The sequence below is a fragment of the Bacillus sp. FSL W8-1202 genome (genome assembly GCF_038006165.1).
Lineage (GTDB): Bacteria > Bacillota > Bacilli > Bacillales > Bacillaceae > Bacillus > Bacillus subtilis.
Genome location: NZ_JBBOUR010000001.1, coordinates 1302501 through 1319475, shown reverse-complemented (window position 1 = coordinate 1319475; position 16975 = coordinate 1302501). Strand labels below are relative to the sequence as shown.

Genomic DNA, 16975 nt, shown 5'->3' with positions numbered 1-16975 from the left:
GAATGATTCTCCCGAAAAGAAAAAAGACACCTTTTGATCAAAGGTGTCTGTGACTGGGCTAGCTGGATTCGAACCAACGCATGACGGAGTCAAAGTCCGTTGCCTTACCGCTTGGCTATAGCCCAATAATGGTGGAGGGGGGCAGATTCGAACTGCCGAACCCTGAGGGAGCGGATTTACAGTCCGCCGCGTTTAGCCACTTCGCTACCCCTCCACATAAAATTTTGAAAAAACAGTGCCGGCAAGAGGACTTGAACCCCCAACCTACTGATTACAAGTCAGTTGCTCTACCAATTGAGCTACACCGGCAAGATGGTGGAGGATGACGGGCTCGAACCGCCGACCCTCTGCTTGTAAGGCAGATGCTCTCCCAGCTGAGCTAATCCTCCAAATGGTGACCCGTACGGGATTCGAACCCGTGTTACCGCCGTGAAAGGGCGGTGTCTTAACCGCTTGACCAACGGGCCGTTGTGTTCTCGTCGAGCTGACAAAAGTTATTATATACAGGTCACCCCCTGTTTGTAAAGAGGAAAATTAAATTTTTTATTTTCAAACTTTTTAACTCCTTTTTTAACTGAAAAAGCCTCCCAACTAAAGCCATTTATTTTATGATAGAGACAAGCAAAGCAAGAGAGGAGAAACCAATATGATTCTAGTCAGTTCTTGCCTTGGAGGCATTGAATGCAGATATAACGGCTCTCACGCAGCGTCGGAGAAAATCAGAAAACTCGTCGATGAAAAGAAAGCAGTCATGGCTTGCCCTGAACTTCTCGGCGGCTTCTCTACCCCACGCGAACCCGCAGAAATCATAGGAGGCACCGGCGAGGATGTCCTCAATGGAACAGCGAAAATCGTGACAGCTTCAGGAGAAGACGTCACAGAACTATATATGGAAGGCGCCGCGAAAACATTGGCTTACGCAGAAGAAATCAACGCTTCTGCCGTCATATTAAAAGAAAACAGTCCATCTTGCGGAAGCGGTTTTATCTATAACGGCACATTCTCTGGCAAAAAAATCACCGGCAGCGGAGTAACCGCCGCACTGTTAAAACAAGCGGGCTACCGCGTCATTTCGGAAAACGAGCTTGACGACATATTGTAAGGAGGCCACCCCATGACTCAAGACATTTCTTTATCCTTCTATAAGCCTGAACACTTGCCCGAGCTTCAATCATTCACGCTCACCAACGATGACAAACGCTTTACCTCCCTCCCGAAAGAGGTGCTGTCTCAGGCTCTGGGCATACAGGACCGATACCCGGTTGTCATCTTAAAAGACGACCTTCCAGTCGGTTTTTTCATTTACATGCATCAAAAGAAACGCTTGCTTCTTATTCTAACAATCGATTTGCTTTACTGCTCAGCTCCCTGTCTTTAAACTCTGTGCATCACGGAAAAGGCTATGCGAAAAAAGCCATGCTTTTGCTTCCCGCTTTTGTGAGCGGATATTTTCCATGGTGCGACGAAATCATCTTGGCCGTCAATCATCTGAACATACGCGCAAAACACCTTTATATGAAAAGCGGGTTCCTTGATAAAGGACGGCGAAGATTCGGCCCGCTTGGAGAACAGTTGATCCTTCATCATTTCTTATAGTCTTGAGTGAAATAAAATTTCAAAAATTTAAAAACATAGTTGAAATATCATAACAGAGATGAATATACTGAATATTGAGATATATCATTTTAAAACAGGGGGCATCCTCATGTCAGAACCATTAAACCTTCACCGTCTTACAACGGAATCACGCAATAGCCAAACAGTTGAAATCCACAAAGCAAACACTCTCGGCATCCTCAAAATGATCAACAACGAAGATATGAAAGTCGCTGCAGCCGTTCAGGAGGTTCTCCCCGACATCAAAACAGCTGTAGACTGCGCATATGAATCGTTTCAAAATGGAGGCCGGCTCATATATACAGGCGCCGGCACAAGCGGCAGACTCGGCGTCATGGATGCTGTTGAATGTCCTCCCACCTACAGCGTAAGCCCAGATCAGGTCATCGGAATCATGGCTGGAGGCCCCGAAGCCTTTTTACAGGCAGCAGAGGGCATTGAAGACAGTGAAGAAGCAGGAGCTGAAGATTTAAGAAACATACAGCTCACTTCAAATGACACCGTCATTGCCATCGCAGCAAGCGGCCGCACACCGTACGCCGCAGGCGCCCTAAGATACGCCCGCAAAGTCGGAGCACACACCATCGCCCTTACTTGCAATGAAAATTCCGCCATCAGCAAGGATGCGGATCACAGCATTGAGGTTGTCGTCGGGCCTGAGGCCATTACAGGATCAACACGTATGAAAGCCGCAACCGCTCATAAAATGATTCTAAACATGATATCTACCGCTGTAATGGTCAAAATCGGCAAGGTTTACGAAAACTTGATGGTAGACGTCAACGTCAGCAACAAAAAACTAAAAGAACGCGCCATCAGCATCATCCAAAGCCTTACAAACGCTTCATACGACACAGCCAGATACACTCTGGAACAAGCCGATCATCACGTCAAAACAGCAATCGTCATGCTCAAAACAAGCACAGATCAGAAACAAGCAAAGACATTACTCGATGAAGCAAACGGTTTCATTGACAAAGCAATCGAACATTACCATCCATGATAAGGAGAGAACTAGAATGGCCACAGGCGGTTTAGCGATCATCCAATCAATGAAGCATAAGCTCCCTCCATCCGAGCGCAAACTTGCAGATTATATCCTAGCCCATCCCCACAAAGCAATCGAAAGCACGGTCAACGAAATCAGCGCCTTAGCCAATTCAAGTGACGCTGCCGTCATCAGGCTCTGCAAATCACTCGGTTTAAAAGGATTTAAAGATTTAAAAATGAGAGTAGCGGGCGATCTGGCAAAGCCTACGTCTCAGGGCTACCGGGATATTGTTCCCCACGAGCCGCTGCCCTCCATTTCCGAAAAAACGGCCGGCAATGCCATTCAAGCCATTCAGGATACTTCAGACCTGATGGACTACAAAGAGCTTGAACGAGCGGTTTCTCTGCTTCTCAAAGCTCATACCGTGCATTTTATCGGCCTCGGGGCTTCCGGCATTGTCGCCAAGGACGCCCAGCAAAAGTGGCTTCGCATTCATAAACAAGCAACCGCGTTTACAGACACTCATCTTGTGGCATCTTTAATCGCAAATGCAGATAAAGACGATATCGTATTCGCCATTTCGTTTTCAGGAGAGACACAGGAAATCATTGAACTGTTTGCCATGGCCAAGGAAAAAGGCATCACAACGATCAGCCTCACACAATTCAGTCAGACATCCGTCTCCGCACTGGCTGATGTCCATTTGTATACAGCCCATTCCAATGAAGCCTTGATTCGAAGTGCAGCCACTTCCTCCCGCCTCGCCCAGCTTTTTATAATTGATGTTTTGTTTTTAGGCATGGCGGCTGAGCAGTATGAAATGACAACCGGTTATATCGATAAAACAAGAGCAGCCATCCAATCTATGAGAAAAAAATAAGGCATCTTGAAGGGGAGGGGTTTTAATGAGCAAAGAAAATAACTACCATCATCTCGCACAGAAAATCCTTGAGCTATGCGGAGGAAAATCCAATATTTCTTCATATACGCATTGCATGACACGCCTGCGCATTACGCCTTACGATGAAAGCAAAGCGGATGCTCAGGCTTTAAGAAAGCTTGACGGCGTATTGGGGGTCGTTGAAGCTGAAACCTTACAAATTATCCTCGGCACAGGAGTTGTCAATCATGTTACAGCTGCTTTCTCAAAGCTCGTGTCAGCAGAAGAAGGTGCCGATGTCAAAGAAGCAGCGGCCAAAAAGAAAGCCGATATCAATCGAAAAAACGCCACTCCTTTTAAACTTTTCTTACGTAAAATTGCCAGCATTTTTATCCCTCTTATTCCCGCTCTAGTCGCTTCCGGTTTAATTACTGGGATTACCAAAGCAATTATTCAAGCAGGCTGGCTCTCTGCAGACTCACAAATTGCGGTTATCCTGACAGTCATCGGATCAGGGCTTTTCACTTATCTCGGCATTCTCGTCGGTATTAACGCTTCGAAAGAATTTGGCGGGACACCCGCACTCGGGGCTTTGGCCGGGATCTTGATTATCAATCCGGAGATCGCAAAAATCAGTTTATTTGGAGAAGAGCTTCTCCCGGGCAGGGGAGGTCTGATCGGCGTCCTTTTCGCAGCCATATTCATTGCTTACACTGAACAATTTATTCGCCGTTTTATCCCTCAATCACTCGATATCATTGTCACACCCACCGTTTCACTGTTAATCACCGGAATCGTAACGTATGTCGTATTTATGCCTTTAGGCGGATTCATTTCTGATGCCATTACATCCGGCCTTCTGTCCATCCTGGACATCGGCGGCATCGCTGCAGGCTTTATTCTGGGCGCAACCTTCCTTCCTCTCGTCGTAACCGGACTGCATCAAGGCTTGACGCCTGTGCACATGGAACTGATCAATTCAATTGGCAATGATCCTCTGCTCCCTATTTTGGCTATGGGAGGTGCAGGACAGGTAGGCGCGGCCTTTGCCGTTTTCGTGAAGACGAAAAAAACAACACTGAGGAAAGCAATCGCCGGCGGGCTTCCATCGGGACTGCTCGGCATTGGTGAACCGCTTATTTTCGGAGTCACGCTGCCGCTTGGCCGTCCGTTTTTAACAGCATGTTTAGGAGCTGGAATCGGCGGCGCCTTTCAAGCGTATTTTCAAGTAGCCACCATTGCGATTGGTGTCTCCGGACTGCCGCTTTCTTTTCTAGTCCTGCCTTCGCAAATCATCCTGTATATCGTTGGGCTCTTTATTTCCTACGCGGCCGGTTTTTTATTGACCTATGCATTCGGATATAAAGATGAAATGGCTTCTCAGTTCGATTAAATTGTTTCTGTTTTAGGGATAGTAAACGGGATAGAAGCACAGAAAGGGGCTAGCCTGTGAAAACAAAGACACTGTTCATATTCAGTGCCATTTTAACCCTATCGATATTCGCGCCAAATGAAACCTTCGCACAAACAGCAGACAACTTGGTTGAGCCGAAAACCATAAATGCAGAAACTGCACAATTCTCGCCGAAGAAGCTAAGGAAGGTAGATCAGATGATAGAACGGGATATTGCAGCAGGATTTCCAGGCGCCGTTCTTGTGGTGGTGAAGGATGGACGCATCATAAAAAAAGCAGCATACGGCTACAGTAAAAAGTACGAAGGGTCAGAACTGCTGCGCCGTCCGGCCAAAATGAAAACCCGCACGATGTTTGACTTAGCCTCAAATACAAAAATGTACGCAACAAATTTTGCATTGCAGCGCTTAGTCAGCCAAGGAAAACTTGACGTCTATGAAAAAGTTTCTGCATATTTGCCGGGTTTCAAGGATCAGCCGGGTGACCTCATAAAAGGAAAAGACAAGATACGTGTCATTGATGTCCTCCAGCACCAATCAGGGCTCCCATCAAGCTTTTACTTTTACACGCCGGAAAAAGCCGGCAAGTACTATTCCCAAGAACGGGACAAAACGATTGAATATTTGACGAAAATTCCGCTCGATTATCAAACCGGGACAAAACACGTATACAGTGACATTGGATATATGCTACTTGGGTGTATTGTCGAAAAACTCACCGGCAAACCGCTTGATGTCTACACGGAGCAAGAGCTTTACAAACCGCTCAGGCTGAAGCATACCTTGTACAATCCGCTGCAAAAGGGCTTTAAACCGAAACAGTTCGCAGCTACTGAACGAATGGGCAATACACGTGACGGCGTTATTCAATTCCCTAACATCCGCACAAACACGCTGCAAGGAGAGGTGCATGACGAAAAAGCGTTTTACTCAATGGATGGCGTGTCTGGGCATGCCGGATTGTTCTCAAATGCAGATAATATGGCCATACTGCTGCAAGTCATGTTAAACAAAGGTTCATACCGAAACATTTCTTTATTTGATCAGAAAACAGCCGACCTGTTTACAGCACCTTCAGCAACAGACCCGACATTCGCTCTTGGCTGGAGGCGGAACGGAAGTAAAAGCATGGAATGGATGTTTGGCCCTCATGCCAGTGAAAATGCTTACGGGCATACCGGCTGGACAGGGACAGTTACAATTATTGATCCAGCATACAATTTAGGCATCGCATTGTTAACAAATAAAAAGCATACACCAGTTATTGATCCGGAAGAAAATCCAAACGTCTTTGAGGGTGATCAATTTGCAACAGGCAGTTATGAAAGTGTCATAACCGCGATTTATGAAGCGATGGAGTGAATAATTAGACGATAGGAGGAAGTTTCTATGAGACCTGTCTTTCCGCTTATCCTTTCAGCCGTTCTCTTTCTTTCATGCTTTTTCGGGGCCAGACAGACAGAAGCCTCTGCATCCAAACGTTCAATCGATGCCAATCAGATTGTCAATCGTATGTCGTTAGATGAAAAACTCGGCCAGATGCTGATGCCTGATTTTAGAAATTGGCAAAAGGAAGGCGAGTCCTCTCCGCAAGCCCTTACAGAAATGAATGATGAAGTCGCCAGCCTCGTCAAGAAATATCAATTCGGAGGCATCATCCTTTTTGCAGAAAATGTAAAAACAACAAAACAAACTGTCCAGCTGACAGACGATTACCAAAAGGCAAGTCCAAAAATCCCGCTCATGCTGAGTATTGATCAGGAAGGCGGCATTGTAACGAGGTTAGGGGAGGGCACTAATTTCCCAGGGAATATGGCGCTGGGCGCAGCCAGAAGCAGAATCAATGGGTATCAGACCGGCAGCATCATCGGGAAAGAGCTCTCTGCCTTAGGCATCAATACAGATTTCAGCCCTGTCGTGGACATTAACAATAATCCTGATAATCCTGTAATCGGCGTACGGTCATTCAGCTCCAATCGAGAACTGACATCACGCCTCGGTCTATATACGATGAAAGGGTTGCAGCGGCAGGATATCGCGTCTGCCCTCAAACATTTCCCGGGACATGGAGACACGGACGTTGACAGCCATTATGGACTGCCGCTCGTTTCCCATGGCCAAGAACGGCTTCGTGAGGTCGAGCTTTATCCTTTTCAAAAAGCAATTGATGCTGGTGCTGATATGGTGATGACAGCCCATGTTCAGTTTCCCGCCTTTGATGACACCACTTACAAAAGCAAACTCGATGGATCGGACATTCTGGTTCCAGCTACACTTTCAAAAAAAGTGATGACAGGTCTTCTTCGTCAGGAAATGGGCTTTAATGGGGTCATCGTTACCGATGCGCTCAATATGAAGGCAATCGCAGATCATTTCGGACAGGAAGAGGCTGTGGTCATGGCCGTAAAAGCTGGTGTCGATATTGCATTAATGCCAGCCTCAGTCACTTCATTGAAAGAAGAACAGAAATTCGCACGTGTTATTCAAGCTTTGAAAGAAGCCGTGAAAAACGGGGATATTCCTGAACAACAAATCAACAATTCAGTTGAAAGAATCATTTCCCTGAAAATAAAACGCGGCATGTATCCAGCGCGAAACAGCGACAGTACAAAAGAAAAAATAGCCAAAGCCAAAAAAATCGTAGGAAGCAAGCAGCACCTGAAAGCAGAGAAAAAAATAGCTGAAAAAGCAGTAACTGTATTAAAAAATGAACAGCACACTTTGCCATTCAAGCCTAAAAAAGGCAGCCGAATCTTAATTGTGGCACCTTACGAAGAACAAACTGCTTCAATCGAACAAACCATTCACGATCTCATCAAGCGAAAGAAAATCAAACCCGTATCCCTCAGCAAAATGAACTTTGCCAACCAAGTATTTAAGGCCGAGCATGAAAAACAAGTAAAAGAGGCTGATTATATCATAACCGGCTCCTATGTCGTCAAAAATGACCCTGTCGTCAACGACGGTGTCATCGACGACACAATATCAGATTCAAGCAAATGGGCCACCGTGTTTCCGAGAGCTGTCATGAAAGCCGCACTGCAGCACAACAAACCATTTGTCTTAATGAGTCTGCGCAACCCCTATGACGCAGCCAATTTCGAAGAAGCAAAGGCACTGATTGCAGTCTATGGCTTTAAAGGATACGCAAATGGCCGTTATCTTCAACCTAATATTCCGGCCGGAGTGATGGCGATATTCGGCCAGGCAAAACCTAAAGGCACACTTCCAGTTGACATTCCGTCAGCCACGAAACCAGGGAACACCCTTTACCCATTTGGCTACGGATTAAATATCAAAACGGGAAGACCGCTTTAATAAGGAGGGACACATGAGAAAAACAATATTCGCTTTTCTGACAGGGCTCATGATGTTCGGAACGATAACCGCTGCCTCTGCTTCACCCGATTCAAAGAATCAAACGGCTAAAAAGCCTAAAGTCCAGACTGGTATAGACACGCTCTTGCCAAACTATAAAAAACAGCTCAAGGGAAAACGCATCGGACTGATCACCAATCCAACCGGAGTAGACGCATCTCTGAAAAGCAGTGTCGATATTCTTTACGAGAACCCAGATATCAAACTGACAGCTTTATTCGGCCCTGAACACGGCGTCCGCGGTGACGCCCAGGCTGGAGACGAAGTAGGCTCTTACATTGACGAAAAAACCGGGGTTCCCGTATACAGCCTCTACGGAAAAACGAAAAAACCGACTCCAGAAATGCTGAAAAATGTCGATATTCTAATGTTTGACATTCAGGATGTCGGGACCCGTTTCTACACGTACATTTATACAATGGCATACGCAATGGAAGCCGCTAAAGAAAACGGCATTCCATTTATGGTGCTGGACCGTCCGAATCCTCAAGGCGGGAATCATATTGAAGGACCAATCTTAGAACCTGAATACGCCTCATTTGTCGGATTGTATCCCATTCCATTGAAGCATGGGATGACGATAGGCGAATTGGCTTTACTGTTCAACAAAGAATTTGATATTGATGCCGATCTTACAGTGGTAAAAATGAAACACTGGAAACGAAAAATGGATTTTGACGATACCCGATTGCCTTTCGTCCTCCCTTCGCCTAACATGCCGACGGTGGAAAGCACATTTGTTTATCCTGCAACCGGGCTGATTGAAGGAACAAATATATCCGAAGGGCGAGGGACAACAAAACCATTCGAATTGATCGGAGCTCCCTTTATCAAAAGCACAGAACTTGAAGAAACATTAAACAGCCTCCATTTGCCGGGCGTTACATTTAGGGCAGCATCCTTCACACCGACGTTTTCTAAACATCAAGGAACGCTTTGCCACGGTGTGCAGCTCTATGTGACAGACAGAGATAAGTTTGAAGCCGTTAAAACAGGTCTTTCAGTCATTAAAACCATACACGATCTCTATCCTGAGGATTTTGAGTTCCTGTCAACAGGTTCATTTGATAAACTGGCAGGCAACGGCTGGATCAGGACAAAAATTGAAAATGGAACTTCGGTTGAGGACATCATAAACAGCTATGAAAAAACACTCCAACAATTCAGCAAAACAAGAAAAAAATATCTCATTTATTAGAACGTAAGCATCGTATGTTACACGTGTAACATATTCTTACTGAACGAAAGACCCTTACTTTTACACATAAGTAAGGGTTTTTTTCATGCTAAAAACCCACCCGCTTTATATAGGAAAACTTTCATTTATTTGGTACAATTTTTATTGAAAATGATTATCAATTGAAAGTTTCTGAAAAGGTGGTCTACTCGTGCAAAATGCAGTGATTTATCAACCGGTACAAATTGAATATCTAAAAAAGACAAGTGATCTCTTCTCAGAACAGCAATTAGCCGATTCATTCGTGCTGATTTTTCATTTAAAAGGAAACGGCTATATTTCGATCGGAACAAACACCAATCCTTTGCAAAAAAAGACACTTTATGTTTGTCCGCCTAACGAGACCTTTGGCTTTACGCCAGCAGCCGATGGACATATAGATGCCTGTCTGATCAGGCTTCAAAGCTATATCAAGGAAGCCGGCCAAGATATTTACACACCGTGCACAGAATCGGAATTAGCCAACCTGAAGCTTATGAATGTTTCGCATATCGAGAATCTTGCAGTCCGGCTTCAAGAGCTTGCCGCACTATGGAATGAATCGTCTCAGCTTTCTCAGCTTAAATGTGTGATTGAAGTACAAAGCCTGATTTATGACCTCTTTACTGCCAGTTTATCTGATCAAACGGATACACATTCAGCAATCGAAAAAACAAAACACTATATCGAAACCCATGCCGATACAAAAATCACGCTTGCCCAGCTGTCGCAAATGGCAGGAATCAGTGCCAAACACTACAGTGAAAGCTTTAAAAAATGGACAGGACAGAGCGTAACAGAATTTATTACGAAAACACGAATCACAAAGGCAAAACGGCTCATGGCAAAATCAAACTGCAAATTGAAAGAAATCGCACACCAAACCGGTTATCAAGATGAATTTTATTTCAGCAGAATCTTTAAAAAATATACAGGCTGTTCACCTACAAGCTATATGAAAAAACGCCGAAAGAAAATCGCCGCATACGGAAGGGGCACAATGGGCCATCTCATCCCTCTTCACCACATACCTTTTGCGGCCGCTCTGCATCCGAAATGGACGTCTTACTACTATCAGCATTATTCGACAGATATACCCGTCCAGCTCAGTGCATACCGGTTTAATGAAAAGTGGGAAGAAAACCTGTACACGTTATCACAGGCAGAACCAGATGTGATTGTCAGCATGGATTCTATTTCTCCAGAAGAACAAGATCGCCTGAATCGCATCGCAGAAGTCATGTACCTTCCTTCAGAAGAAAGCTGGAGAACCCACTTTCTGCAAACTGCCTCATTTTTAAAGGAGGAGTCCGAAGCAGAAAAGTGGCTAGCGGATTATGACCAGCAGACAACGGCCGCCAAAAAAACACTTCAGCACGTTCAAGGGCTGCGTTTTCTCTTTTTGAGGCTGCATAAGCAAAACTTCTATCTGGCTCATAACCGAAGTGTCCGCGAAGTTTTCTTTGGGGATTTAGGATTCAGCTCGGCAACAACGGCTGACACACCTTCAGAACAAGCGATTTCGTTAGAAAATATCGCAAATTACCAAGCTGACTGTATGATGCTTTTTCTTTTTAAAGAGCCGGAGACCATAGCTTACTACCAGCAATTACAGCAGACAGAAGCATGGCAAAACCTAAGCGCGGTACGAGATAACCGTGTTTATCTTCTATCCCTTGACCCGTGGAATGAATACTCAGCTTGCGGGCACGAACGCATCGTTCAGCAAACTGTTTCTTTACTATCCGGAGATTGTCCATGATAAATCAGGAATTTGTCCATGGTGTTATATCTGTTCATTCTCTATAATTCCAATTGATAATAGTTATCAATTGAACAGGAGGCTCTATAGATGAAAAAGATATCTCTTACCTTATTAATCTTACTTCTCGCGCTGACGGCGGCAGCTTGCGGCAGCAAAAATGAATCAACTGCCAGCAAGGCAAGCGGCACAGCATCTGAGAAGAAGAAAATTGAATACCTTGATAAAACATATGAAGTAACTGTACCGACAGACAAAATTGCCATTACGGGAAGCGTTGAATCAATGGAAGACGCGAAATTGCTTGACGTTCATCCGCAAGGCGCAATTTCATTCTCCGGCAAATTCCCTGATATGTTCAAAGACATCACTGATAAAGCCGAACCAACCGGAGAAAAAATGGAGCCAAATATTGAAAAGATTCTTGAAATGAAGCCAGATGTTATCCTTGCTTCAACAAAGTTTCCGGAAAAAACGCTGCAAAAAATCAGCACAGCAGGCACGACGATCCCAGTTTCTCATATCTCTTCAAACTGGAAGGAAAACATGATGCTTCTTGCCCAGCTGACTGGAAAAGAGAAAAAAGCAAAGAAAATTATTGCAGACTATGAACAGGATCTAAAAGAAACAAAAACAAAAATCAACGATAAAGCGAAAGATTCAAAAGCGCTTGTCATCAGAATCAGACAAGGCAACATTTACATTTACCCTGAACAGGTGTATTTCAACTCCACACTATACGGTGATTTAGGCCTTAAGGCGCCGAACGAAGTAAAGGCTGCAAAAGCGCAAGAGCTGATTTCATTAGAAAAATTAAGTGAAATGAACCCGGACCATATTTTCGTCCAATTTTCTGATGATGAAAATGCAGACAAACCTGATGCCTTAAAAGATTTAGAGAAAAATCCAATCTGGAAAAGCCTTAAAGCAGTCAAAGAAGACCATGTGTATGTCAACTCAGTGGACCCTCTCGCACAAGGCGGCACAGCTTGGAGCAAAGTCCGTTTCCTGAAAGCGGCTGCTGAAAAATTGACACAAAACTAATTCAGAGTAGGTTTTTGTATGTATTCAAAACAGTGGACACGTATCATATTGATTACTTCTCCATTTGCTATAGCGCTGTCACTTTTGCTTTCAATCCTTTATGGGGCAAAGCATCTCAGCACAGATATTGTTTTTACATCTCTTATTCATTTCGATCCGGGAAACACAGACCATCAAATTATATGGCATTCCCGGATTCCAAGGGCTGCCGGCGCTCTGCTCATAGGGGCAGCCCTTGCTGTTTCTGGAGCGCTTATGCAGGGCATTACGCGCAATTATTTAGCTTCGCCATCCATTATGGGTGTTTCAGATGGTTCAGCGTTTATCATTACGCTTTGCATGGTTCTGCTCCCGCAATCATCTTCGATTGAAATGATGATATACTCTTTTATCGGCTCAGCGTTAGGAGCGGTGTTAGTATTCGGCCTTGCCGCCATGATGCCAAACGGATTTACCCCCGTGCAGCTCGCCATCATCGGCACAGTCACAAGCATGCTGCTCAGCAGCTTATCAGCGGCCATGTCGATTTATTTTCAAATTTCTCAGGATCTCAGTTTCTGGTACAGTGCCAGACTTCATCAAATGAGTCCGGATTTCCTGAAGCTTGCCGCTCCGTTTTTCCTGATTGGCATTATAATGGCCATTTCTCTCAGCAAAAAGGTAACCGCTGTATCATTAGGGGACGACATTTCTAAAAGCCTGGGGCAAAAGAAAAAAACCATTAAAATCATGGCGATGCTTTCCGTCATCATTTTAACCGGCAGTGCCGTAGCGCTGGCCGGAAAAATTGCGTTTGTCGGGTTGGTTGTTCCGCATATCACGAGATTTCTCGTCGGCTCTGATTACAGCAGGCTGATTCCGTGTTCCTGTATTTTGGGCGGAATCTTTTTAACCCTGTGTGATCTCGCAAGCAGATTTATCAACTATCCGTTTGAAACACCGATTGAGGTCGTAACATCCATTATCGGCGTACCTTTCTTCCTTTATTTAATTAAACGAAAAGGAGGGGAGCAAAATGGCTAAAAAATATGCATTGTTCATCGCTTTGATTCTTGTTGTCAGCTATTTCAGCTTAACGAGCGGATCATTTTCTGTTCGTCCTGCTGAGCTGCTCTCCACTCTTTTTCAAATCGACCCGAATCCGCAGTATGAAATTTTGCTGTTCGATTTAAGACTGCCGCGGGTTGTCATGGCTGCTATTATTGGACTCGGTCTTGGCATTGCAGGCGCTGTTATCCAGGCCATCACGAGAAACGGGCTTGCTGACCCTGGAATTCTCGGAATCAACGCAGGGGCAGGAGCTGGCATTGTAGCGTTTATGCTCTTATTCCAAGGCCAGAAGGAAGTGACATCCATAGCTGCAGCGATGGGAATGCCGCTCTTTGGATTGATAGGCGGGCTCATCGCGGCGATCCTGATTTACATATTTGCATGGCACAGAGGCAATTTAGATTCAGGAAGAATTATTTTGGTAGGGATTGCGATCAATTCAGGATTCAGCGCCCTGTCTTTGTTTTTATCTTTAAAAATGGACCCGCAAGACTATCAAATGGCCATGGTGTGGAAAAACGGAAGCATCTGGTCTGCCAACTGGACGTATATTACAGCTGTACTCCCATGGATGCTGCTGTTTATACCGATTCTTATCGGCAAATCCCGCCTGCTCGACACCATTCGTTTTGATGAAGACACAGTCAGAAGCCTCGGCATTTCATCAAATAAAGAAAAAACCATCCTTCTCGTTGCCTGTGTAGCAATCATCAGCGCCTGTGTCTCCGTAGCGGGAAGTATGGCGTTTGTCGGCTTAATTGCTCCCCATATCTCACGGAGACTGGCTGGCGTCGAACATCGCTATATCCTGCCACTGAGCGGTTTAATCGGGATGCTTCTTGTGATAAGCGCAGACTTTGCCGGAAAACTGTTTTTTCAGCCCGCAGAAGTGCCCGCAGGCATCATTTTGGCGATCCTCGGAGTTCCTTATTTCTTATATCTGCTTTTCAAGCAAAAAAAGGGGGAGAATGCTTGAAAGGATCTCTTTCAGAACACAAAGCCGGCAACAGGAGGTTCACGCTGTACCTCCCTCCTTCCTACAGCACAGACAGCGGGGGATTTCCTGCTGTTTACGTGCAGGATGGCAGTTCTTTGTTCCAAAACCAAATCGAATTACTAGAAAGCGCCTTTCAACAGCAAAGGCTCCCTGAACTCGTGCTGATCGGTATCGAACCCGAAAACCGGCTTGATGAATACACCCCATGGCCGGCTGCATCACTCAGTGATCGGTTCACGGACTTCGGCGGAATGGGATATCACTATCTGTCTGATATAACGAACCAGTTCATTCCGCTAATCGAAGAAAACTGGAACGTCACCAGGGAACCGCAGTCAAGAGGAATGATCGGTGCCTCATTAGGCGGCCTCATCTCAATGTTCGCCATATTAAAATATCCGTCAATGTTCGGGAAAATAGGCTCTATATCAGGTTCATACTGGTACGAGAACGCAGCGGAAACCATTCATATATCTTCTTTAAAGCCCGGCACTGCACGTGTTTTCATGTCTATCGGGAGTGAAGAAGGCCGTGAAAAACAATCCATTCAGCGACATATGCTGAAAAAAACAAAGCAAGTTCATCAAAGTCTAAAAGAAAAAGGCTTCACTGAAGACCAGTTGTGTCTTTCAATTGAAAAAGGAGCGGTGCACCACCACAAGTATTTCTGCAAACAGTTCATCAACGCGCTCGAATGGCTATACGGAAAAAACCGCTCAACCCTATGAGCGGTTTTTTTATGCCTTCTGCAACATTGGTTTTAATTCAAAACGATTCAGCATATAGCCAAACAAAGCAGCCAATATCTGCTGAAACAGCATGCCGATCACAACAGGAACGGCAACCTGAGACGGGAAGAACGTAACGGCAAGAACTGCGCCGGCACTTATATTCCTCATGCCTCCCGTAAAAATAAGAGAGACTATTTCCTCTTGGCGCCTTTTCATCATTTTTCCGATCAGCCAAGCAGCGGCATAGCCTGTTAACGCGATAAAGAATACTGTTACAGCTATTCCTGCAAATCTCAAATCAATGGCTTTGAAATAAGGAGCAATCGCTGAAACTGTTAATCGCAATCACTGCCATCAAGCAAAGCTTTGAAAGAGGCGACAGCGCACTGCTCACAGACGCAGTTCTTTCTGGAGATGACATCTGATTAAACAGCATGCCCAGAAAAGAAGGAATCACGACCATTACAATCAGACCTTTCATCATTCCCCACACATCCATATGAACCTGAGCGCCGGCCAGCAATGAAAGACTCAGCGGTACGATTAGCGGTGACAGCACAGTATCAATTAAAATAATCGAAAGTGTCAAACCGACATTCCCTTTGTACATCGCTGCCCAAATCAAGCTTGTAATCCCCGTAGGAATCACAACAGCCAATGTTAAACCGGTAATCGTCAAAGGATCACCTTTAAATATAAGATGGCCGCTGCCCCAAGCAAAAAGCGGCATGAAAATATGAAGAACGAATAGTGCAAGAATCATAGGGAGAGGGTGAGACAATGCATGTCTCAAAGATTGAAAGTTCGCGCTCAAACTGCCTGCAAACGTAATAAAAGCAAAGATCCAAGGCACAGCCCATTCATACCCATTTAAAAACTGAGACAGCAGCACGCCCAGCACCACACTAGTCGGCGTTAACAGCGGCATCACTCTCCCCAATACACGGTTCAGCTTCTGAAGCATCATATGCAAGTCCCCTATTTAAAATTTCTCTTCTCTCTATTATATCAATGCTGCTTAAGTGTATGTTATATAAAAAAGCCCAGATCTCATTCATCTGGGCTTCTCTATTTTATGCCATCTGTTTCATTAGAGATTTACTCGCTTTATTCAAACCTTTTAACTCAGCTTCAATGCCTTGTTCCTTAAACTTCGCAACAATCTTATCAAGTGCGGCCGCACCAGAATCGTCCCATACGTGAGCTTCAGTTAAGTCAATCACAACCCGCTCAATATCCTCTTGATATATAAACGCATTCGTAAGATCAGTCACTGACGCAAAAAAGATTTGCCCCTTCACTTGATACGTTCTAAGCTTTTGATCCTCTGCATGAGAAACGATTTTCAGCTTCGAGATTTTTGCTACAAAGAACACGGCACTTAAAAGAACACCGACAAATACACCCTTAGATAAGTCATCCGTCACAACAACCGTAACCACAGTCACAACCATGACAATCGAGTCCGTGAGCGGCGCTTTTTTGAGACCTTTTAAAGAAGACCAATCAAAAGTGCCGACAGACACCATAACCATTACAGCTACTAACGCCGCCATTGGGATTTTCACCACGACATGACTTAACACCGCAATTAAAAACATCAGAAAAGCACCGGCAACAAATGCTGACAAACGTCCGCGACCGCCCGCTTTTGTATTAATGACAGATTGTCCGATCATAGCGCAGCCTGCCATTCCGCCAAAGAATCCAGTCACGATATTCGCAATTCCTTGTCCGCGGCTCTCTTTATTTTTATCACTGTCCGTATCCGTCATTTCATCAATAATCTGCGCTGTCAGCAAAGATTCAAGCAACCCGACAAACGCTAAAGCAATTGAATAAGGAAAAATAATTTGCAGTGTTTCAAAGGTAAACGGAACATCAGGGATTAAGAAA

General features: G+C 44.9%; 13 protein-coding genes, 5 tRNA genes and 2 pseudogenes (1 of these 20 running past the window's edge). 13 read left to right on the top strand and 7 right to left on the bottom strand.

Going from position 1 to position 16975, the window contains the following annotated elements; all coding sequences use genetic code 11:
• Positions 1–53 precede the first annotated feature (53 nt).
• The 5 genes from NSQ09_RS06985 to NSQ09_RS06965 form a co-directional block, all read right to left on the bottom strand.
• Positions 54–125 (bottom strand) — tRNA-Gln (locus tag NSQ09_RS06985).
• A 4-nt stretch (positions 126–129) separates the two neighbouring features.
• Positions 130–214: transfer RNA gene (locus tag NSQ09_RS06980), tRNA-Tyr, on the bottom strand.
• A gap of 22 nt (positions 215–236) precedes the next feature.
• Positions 237–309, bottom strand: a tRNA-Thr gene (locus NSQ09_RS06975).
• Positions 310–313: 4 nt separating this feature from the next.
• Positions 314–389: transfer RNA gene (locus tag NSQ09_RS06970), tRNA-Val, on the bottom strand.
• 3 nt (positions 390–392) lie between these two features.
• Positions 393–467, bottom strand: a tRNA-Glu gene (locus tag NSQ09_RS06965).
• 179 nt (positions 468–646) lie between these two features.
• On the opposite strand from NSQ09_RS06965, the gene NSQ09_RS06960 reads away from it, so the two are divergent.
• From NSQ09_RS06960 to NSQ09_RS06900, 13 genes and pseudogenes are all read left to right on the top strand, one after another.
• Positions 647–1102, top strand: coding sequence for a DUF523 domain-containing protein (locus NSQ09_RS06960; RefSeq protein WP_041339965.1), 456 nt, complete (start codon positions 647–649; stop codon positions 1100–1102).
• A gap of 12 nt (positions 1103–1114) precedes the next feature.
• Positions 1115–1596 (top strand): annotated as a pseudogene (locus tag NSQ09_RS06955) (GNAT family N-acetyltransferase).
• Between the two features lie 109 nt (positions 1597–1705).
• Positions 1706–2620 carry an N-acetylmuramic acid 6-phosphate etherase gene (murQ, locus tag NSQ09_RS06950; protein WP_017694928.1) on the top strand — a complete coding sequence of 305 codons (915 nt, stop codon included), beginning with the start codon at positions 1706–1708 and terminating at the stop codon, positions 2618–2620.
• A gap of 16 nt (positions 2621–2636) precedes the next feature.
• Positions 2637–3488: a MurR/RpiR family transcriptional regulator gene (locus NSQ09_RS06945; RefSeq protein ID WP_341030729.1), complete on the top strand. Its 852-nt coding sequence runs from the start codon at positions 2637–2639 to the stop codon at positions 3486–3488.
• 25 nt (positions 3489–3513) lie between these two features.
• Positions 3514–4881, top strand: coding sequence for a PTS transporter subunit EIIC (locus tag NSQ09_RS06940; protein ID WP_014475625.1), 1368 nt, complete (start codon positions 3514–3516; stop codon positions 4879–4881).
• Positions 4882–4937: 56 nt separating this feature from the next.
• A complete protein-coding gene (amiE, locus tag NSQ09_RS06935) occupies positions 4938–6263 on the top strand; it encodes an N-acetylmuramoyl-L-alanine amidase (protein WP_017694926.1) in 1326 nt (441 codons plus the stop codon).
• A gap of 27 nt (positions 6264–6290) precedes the next feature.
• Positions 6291–8219, top strand: coding sequence for a beta-N-acetylhexosaminidase (gene nagZ, locus NSQ09_RS06930; protein WP_017694925.1), 1929 nt, complete (start codon positions 6291–6293; stop codon positions 8217–8219).
• A 13-nt stretch (positions 8220–8232) separates the two neighbouring features.
• Positions 8233–9477, top strand: a complete 1245-nt coding sequence (locus NSQ09_RS06925) for an exo-beta-N-acetylmuramidase NamZ family protein (protein ID WP_017694924.1) — start codon at positions 8233–8235, stop codon at positions 9475–9477.
• 190 nt (positions 9478–9667) lie between these two features.
• Complete coding sequence (gene btr, locus NSQ09_RS06920; protein WP_341030728.1) at positions 9668–11257, top strand: bacillibactin transport transcriptional regulator Btr; 1590 nt, start codon at positions 9668–9670, stop codon at positions 11255–11257.
• Between the two features lie 90 nt (positions 11258–11347).
• Positions 11348–12301 carry an iron ABC transporter substrate-binding protein FeuA gene (gene feuA / locus NSQ09_RS06915; protein ID WP_014475620.1) on the top strand — a complete coding sequence of 318 codons (954 nt, stop codon included), beginning with the start codon at positions 11348–11350 and terminating at the stop codon, positions 12299–12301.
• An 18-nt stretch (positions 12302–12319) separates the two neighbouring features.
• Complete coding sequence (locus NSQ09_RS06910; RefSeq protein WP_003234979.1) at positions 12320–13324, top strand: FecCD family ABC transporter permease; 1005 nt, start codon at positions 12320–12322, stop codon at positions 13322–13324.
• Complete coding sequence (feuC, locus tag NSQ09_RS06905) at positions 13317–14327, top strand: iron ABC transporter permease FeuC (protein ID WP_003234980.1); 1011 nt, start codon at positions 13317–13319, stop codon at positions 14325–14327. Before NSQ09_RS06910 ends, feuC begins: the two co-directional genes overlap by 8 nt.
• A complete protein-coding gene (locus NSQ09_RS06900) occupies positions 14324–15076 on the top strand; it encodes an alpha/beta hydrolase (protein ID WP_003234982.1) in 753 nt (250 codons plus the stop codon). Before feuC ends, NSQ09_RS06900 begins: the two co-directional genes overlap by 4 nt.
• Positions 15077–15085: 9 nt before the next feature.
• Here the strand turns inward: NSQ09_RS06900 and NSQ09_RS06895 are convergent.
• Together NSQ09_RS06895 and NSQ09_RS06890 are read right to left on the bottom strand one after the other, a co-directional pair.
• Positions 15086–16007, bottom strand: a pseudogene (locus NSQ09_RS06895) (bile acid:sodium symporter family protein).
• Positions 16008–16152: 145 nt separating this feature from the next.
• Positions 16153–16975 carry the 3' portion of a SulP family inorganic anion transporter gene (locus tag NSQ09_RS06890; protein WP_341030726.1) on the bottom strand. Its footprint extends 614 nt past the window's final position, so only the last 823 of its 1437 coding nucleotides appear in the window; its start codon lies off the right edge, out of view — the gene reads right to left on this strand; it ends in the stop codon at positions 16153–16155.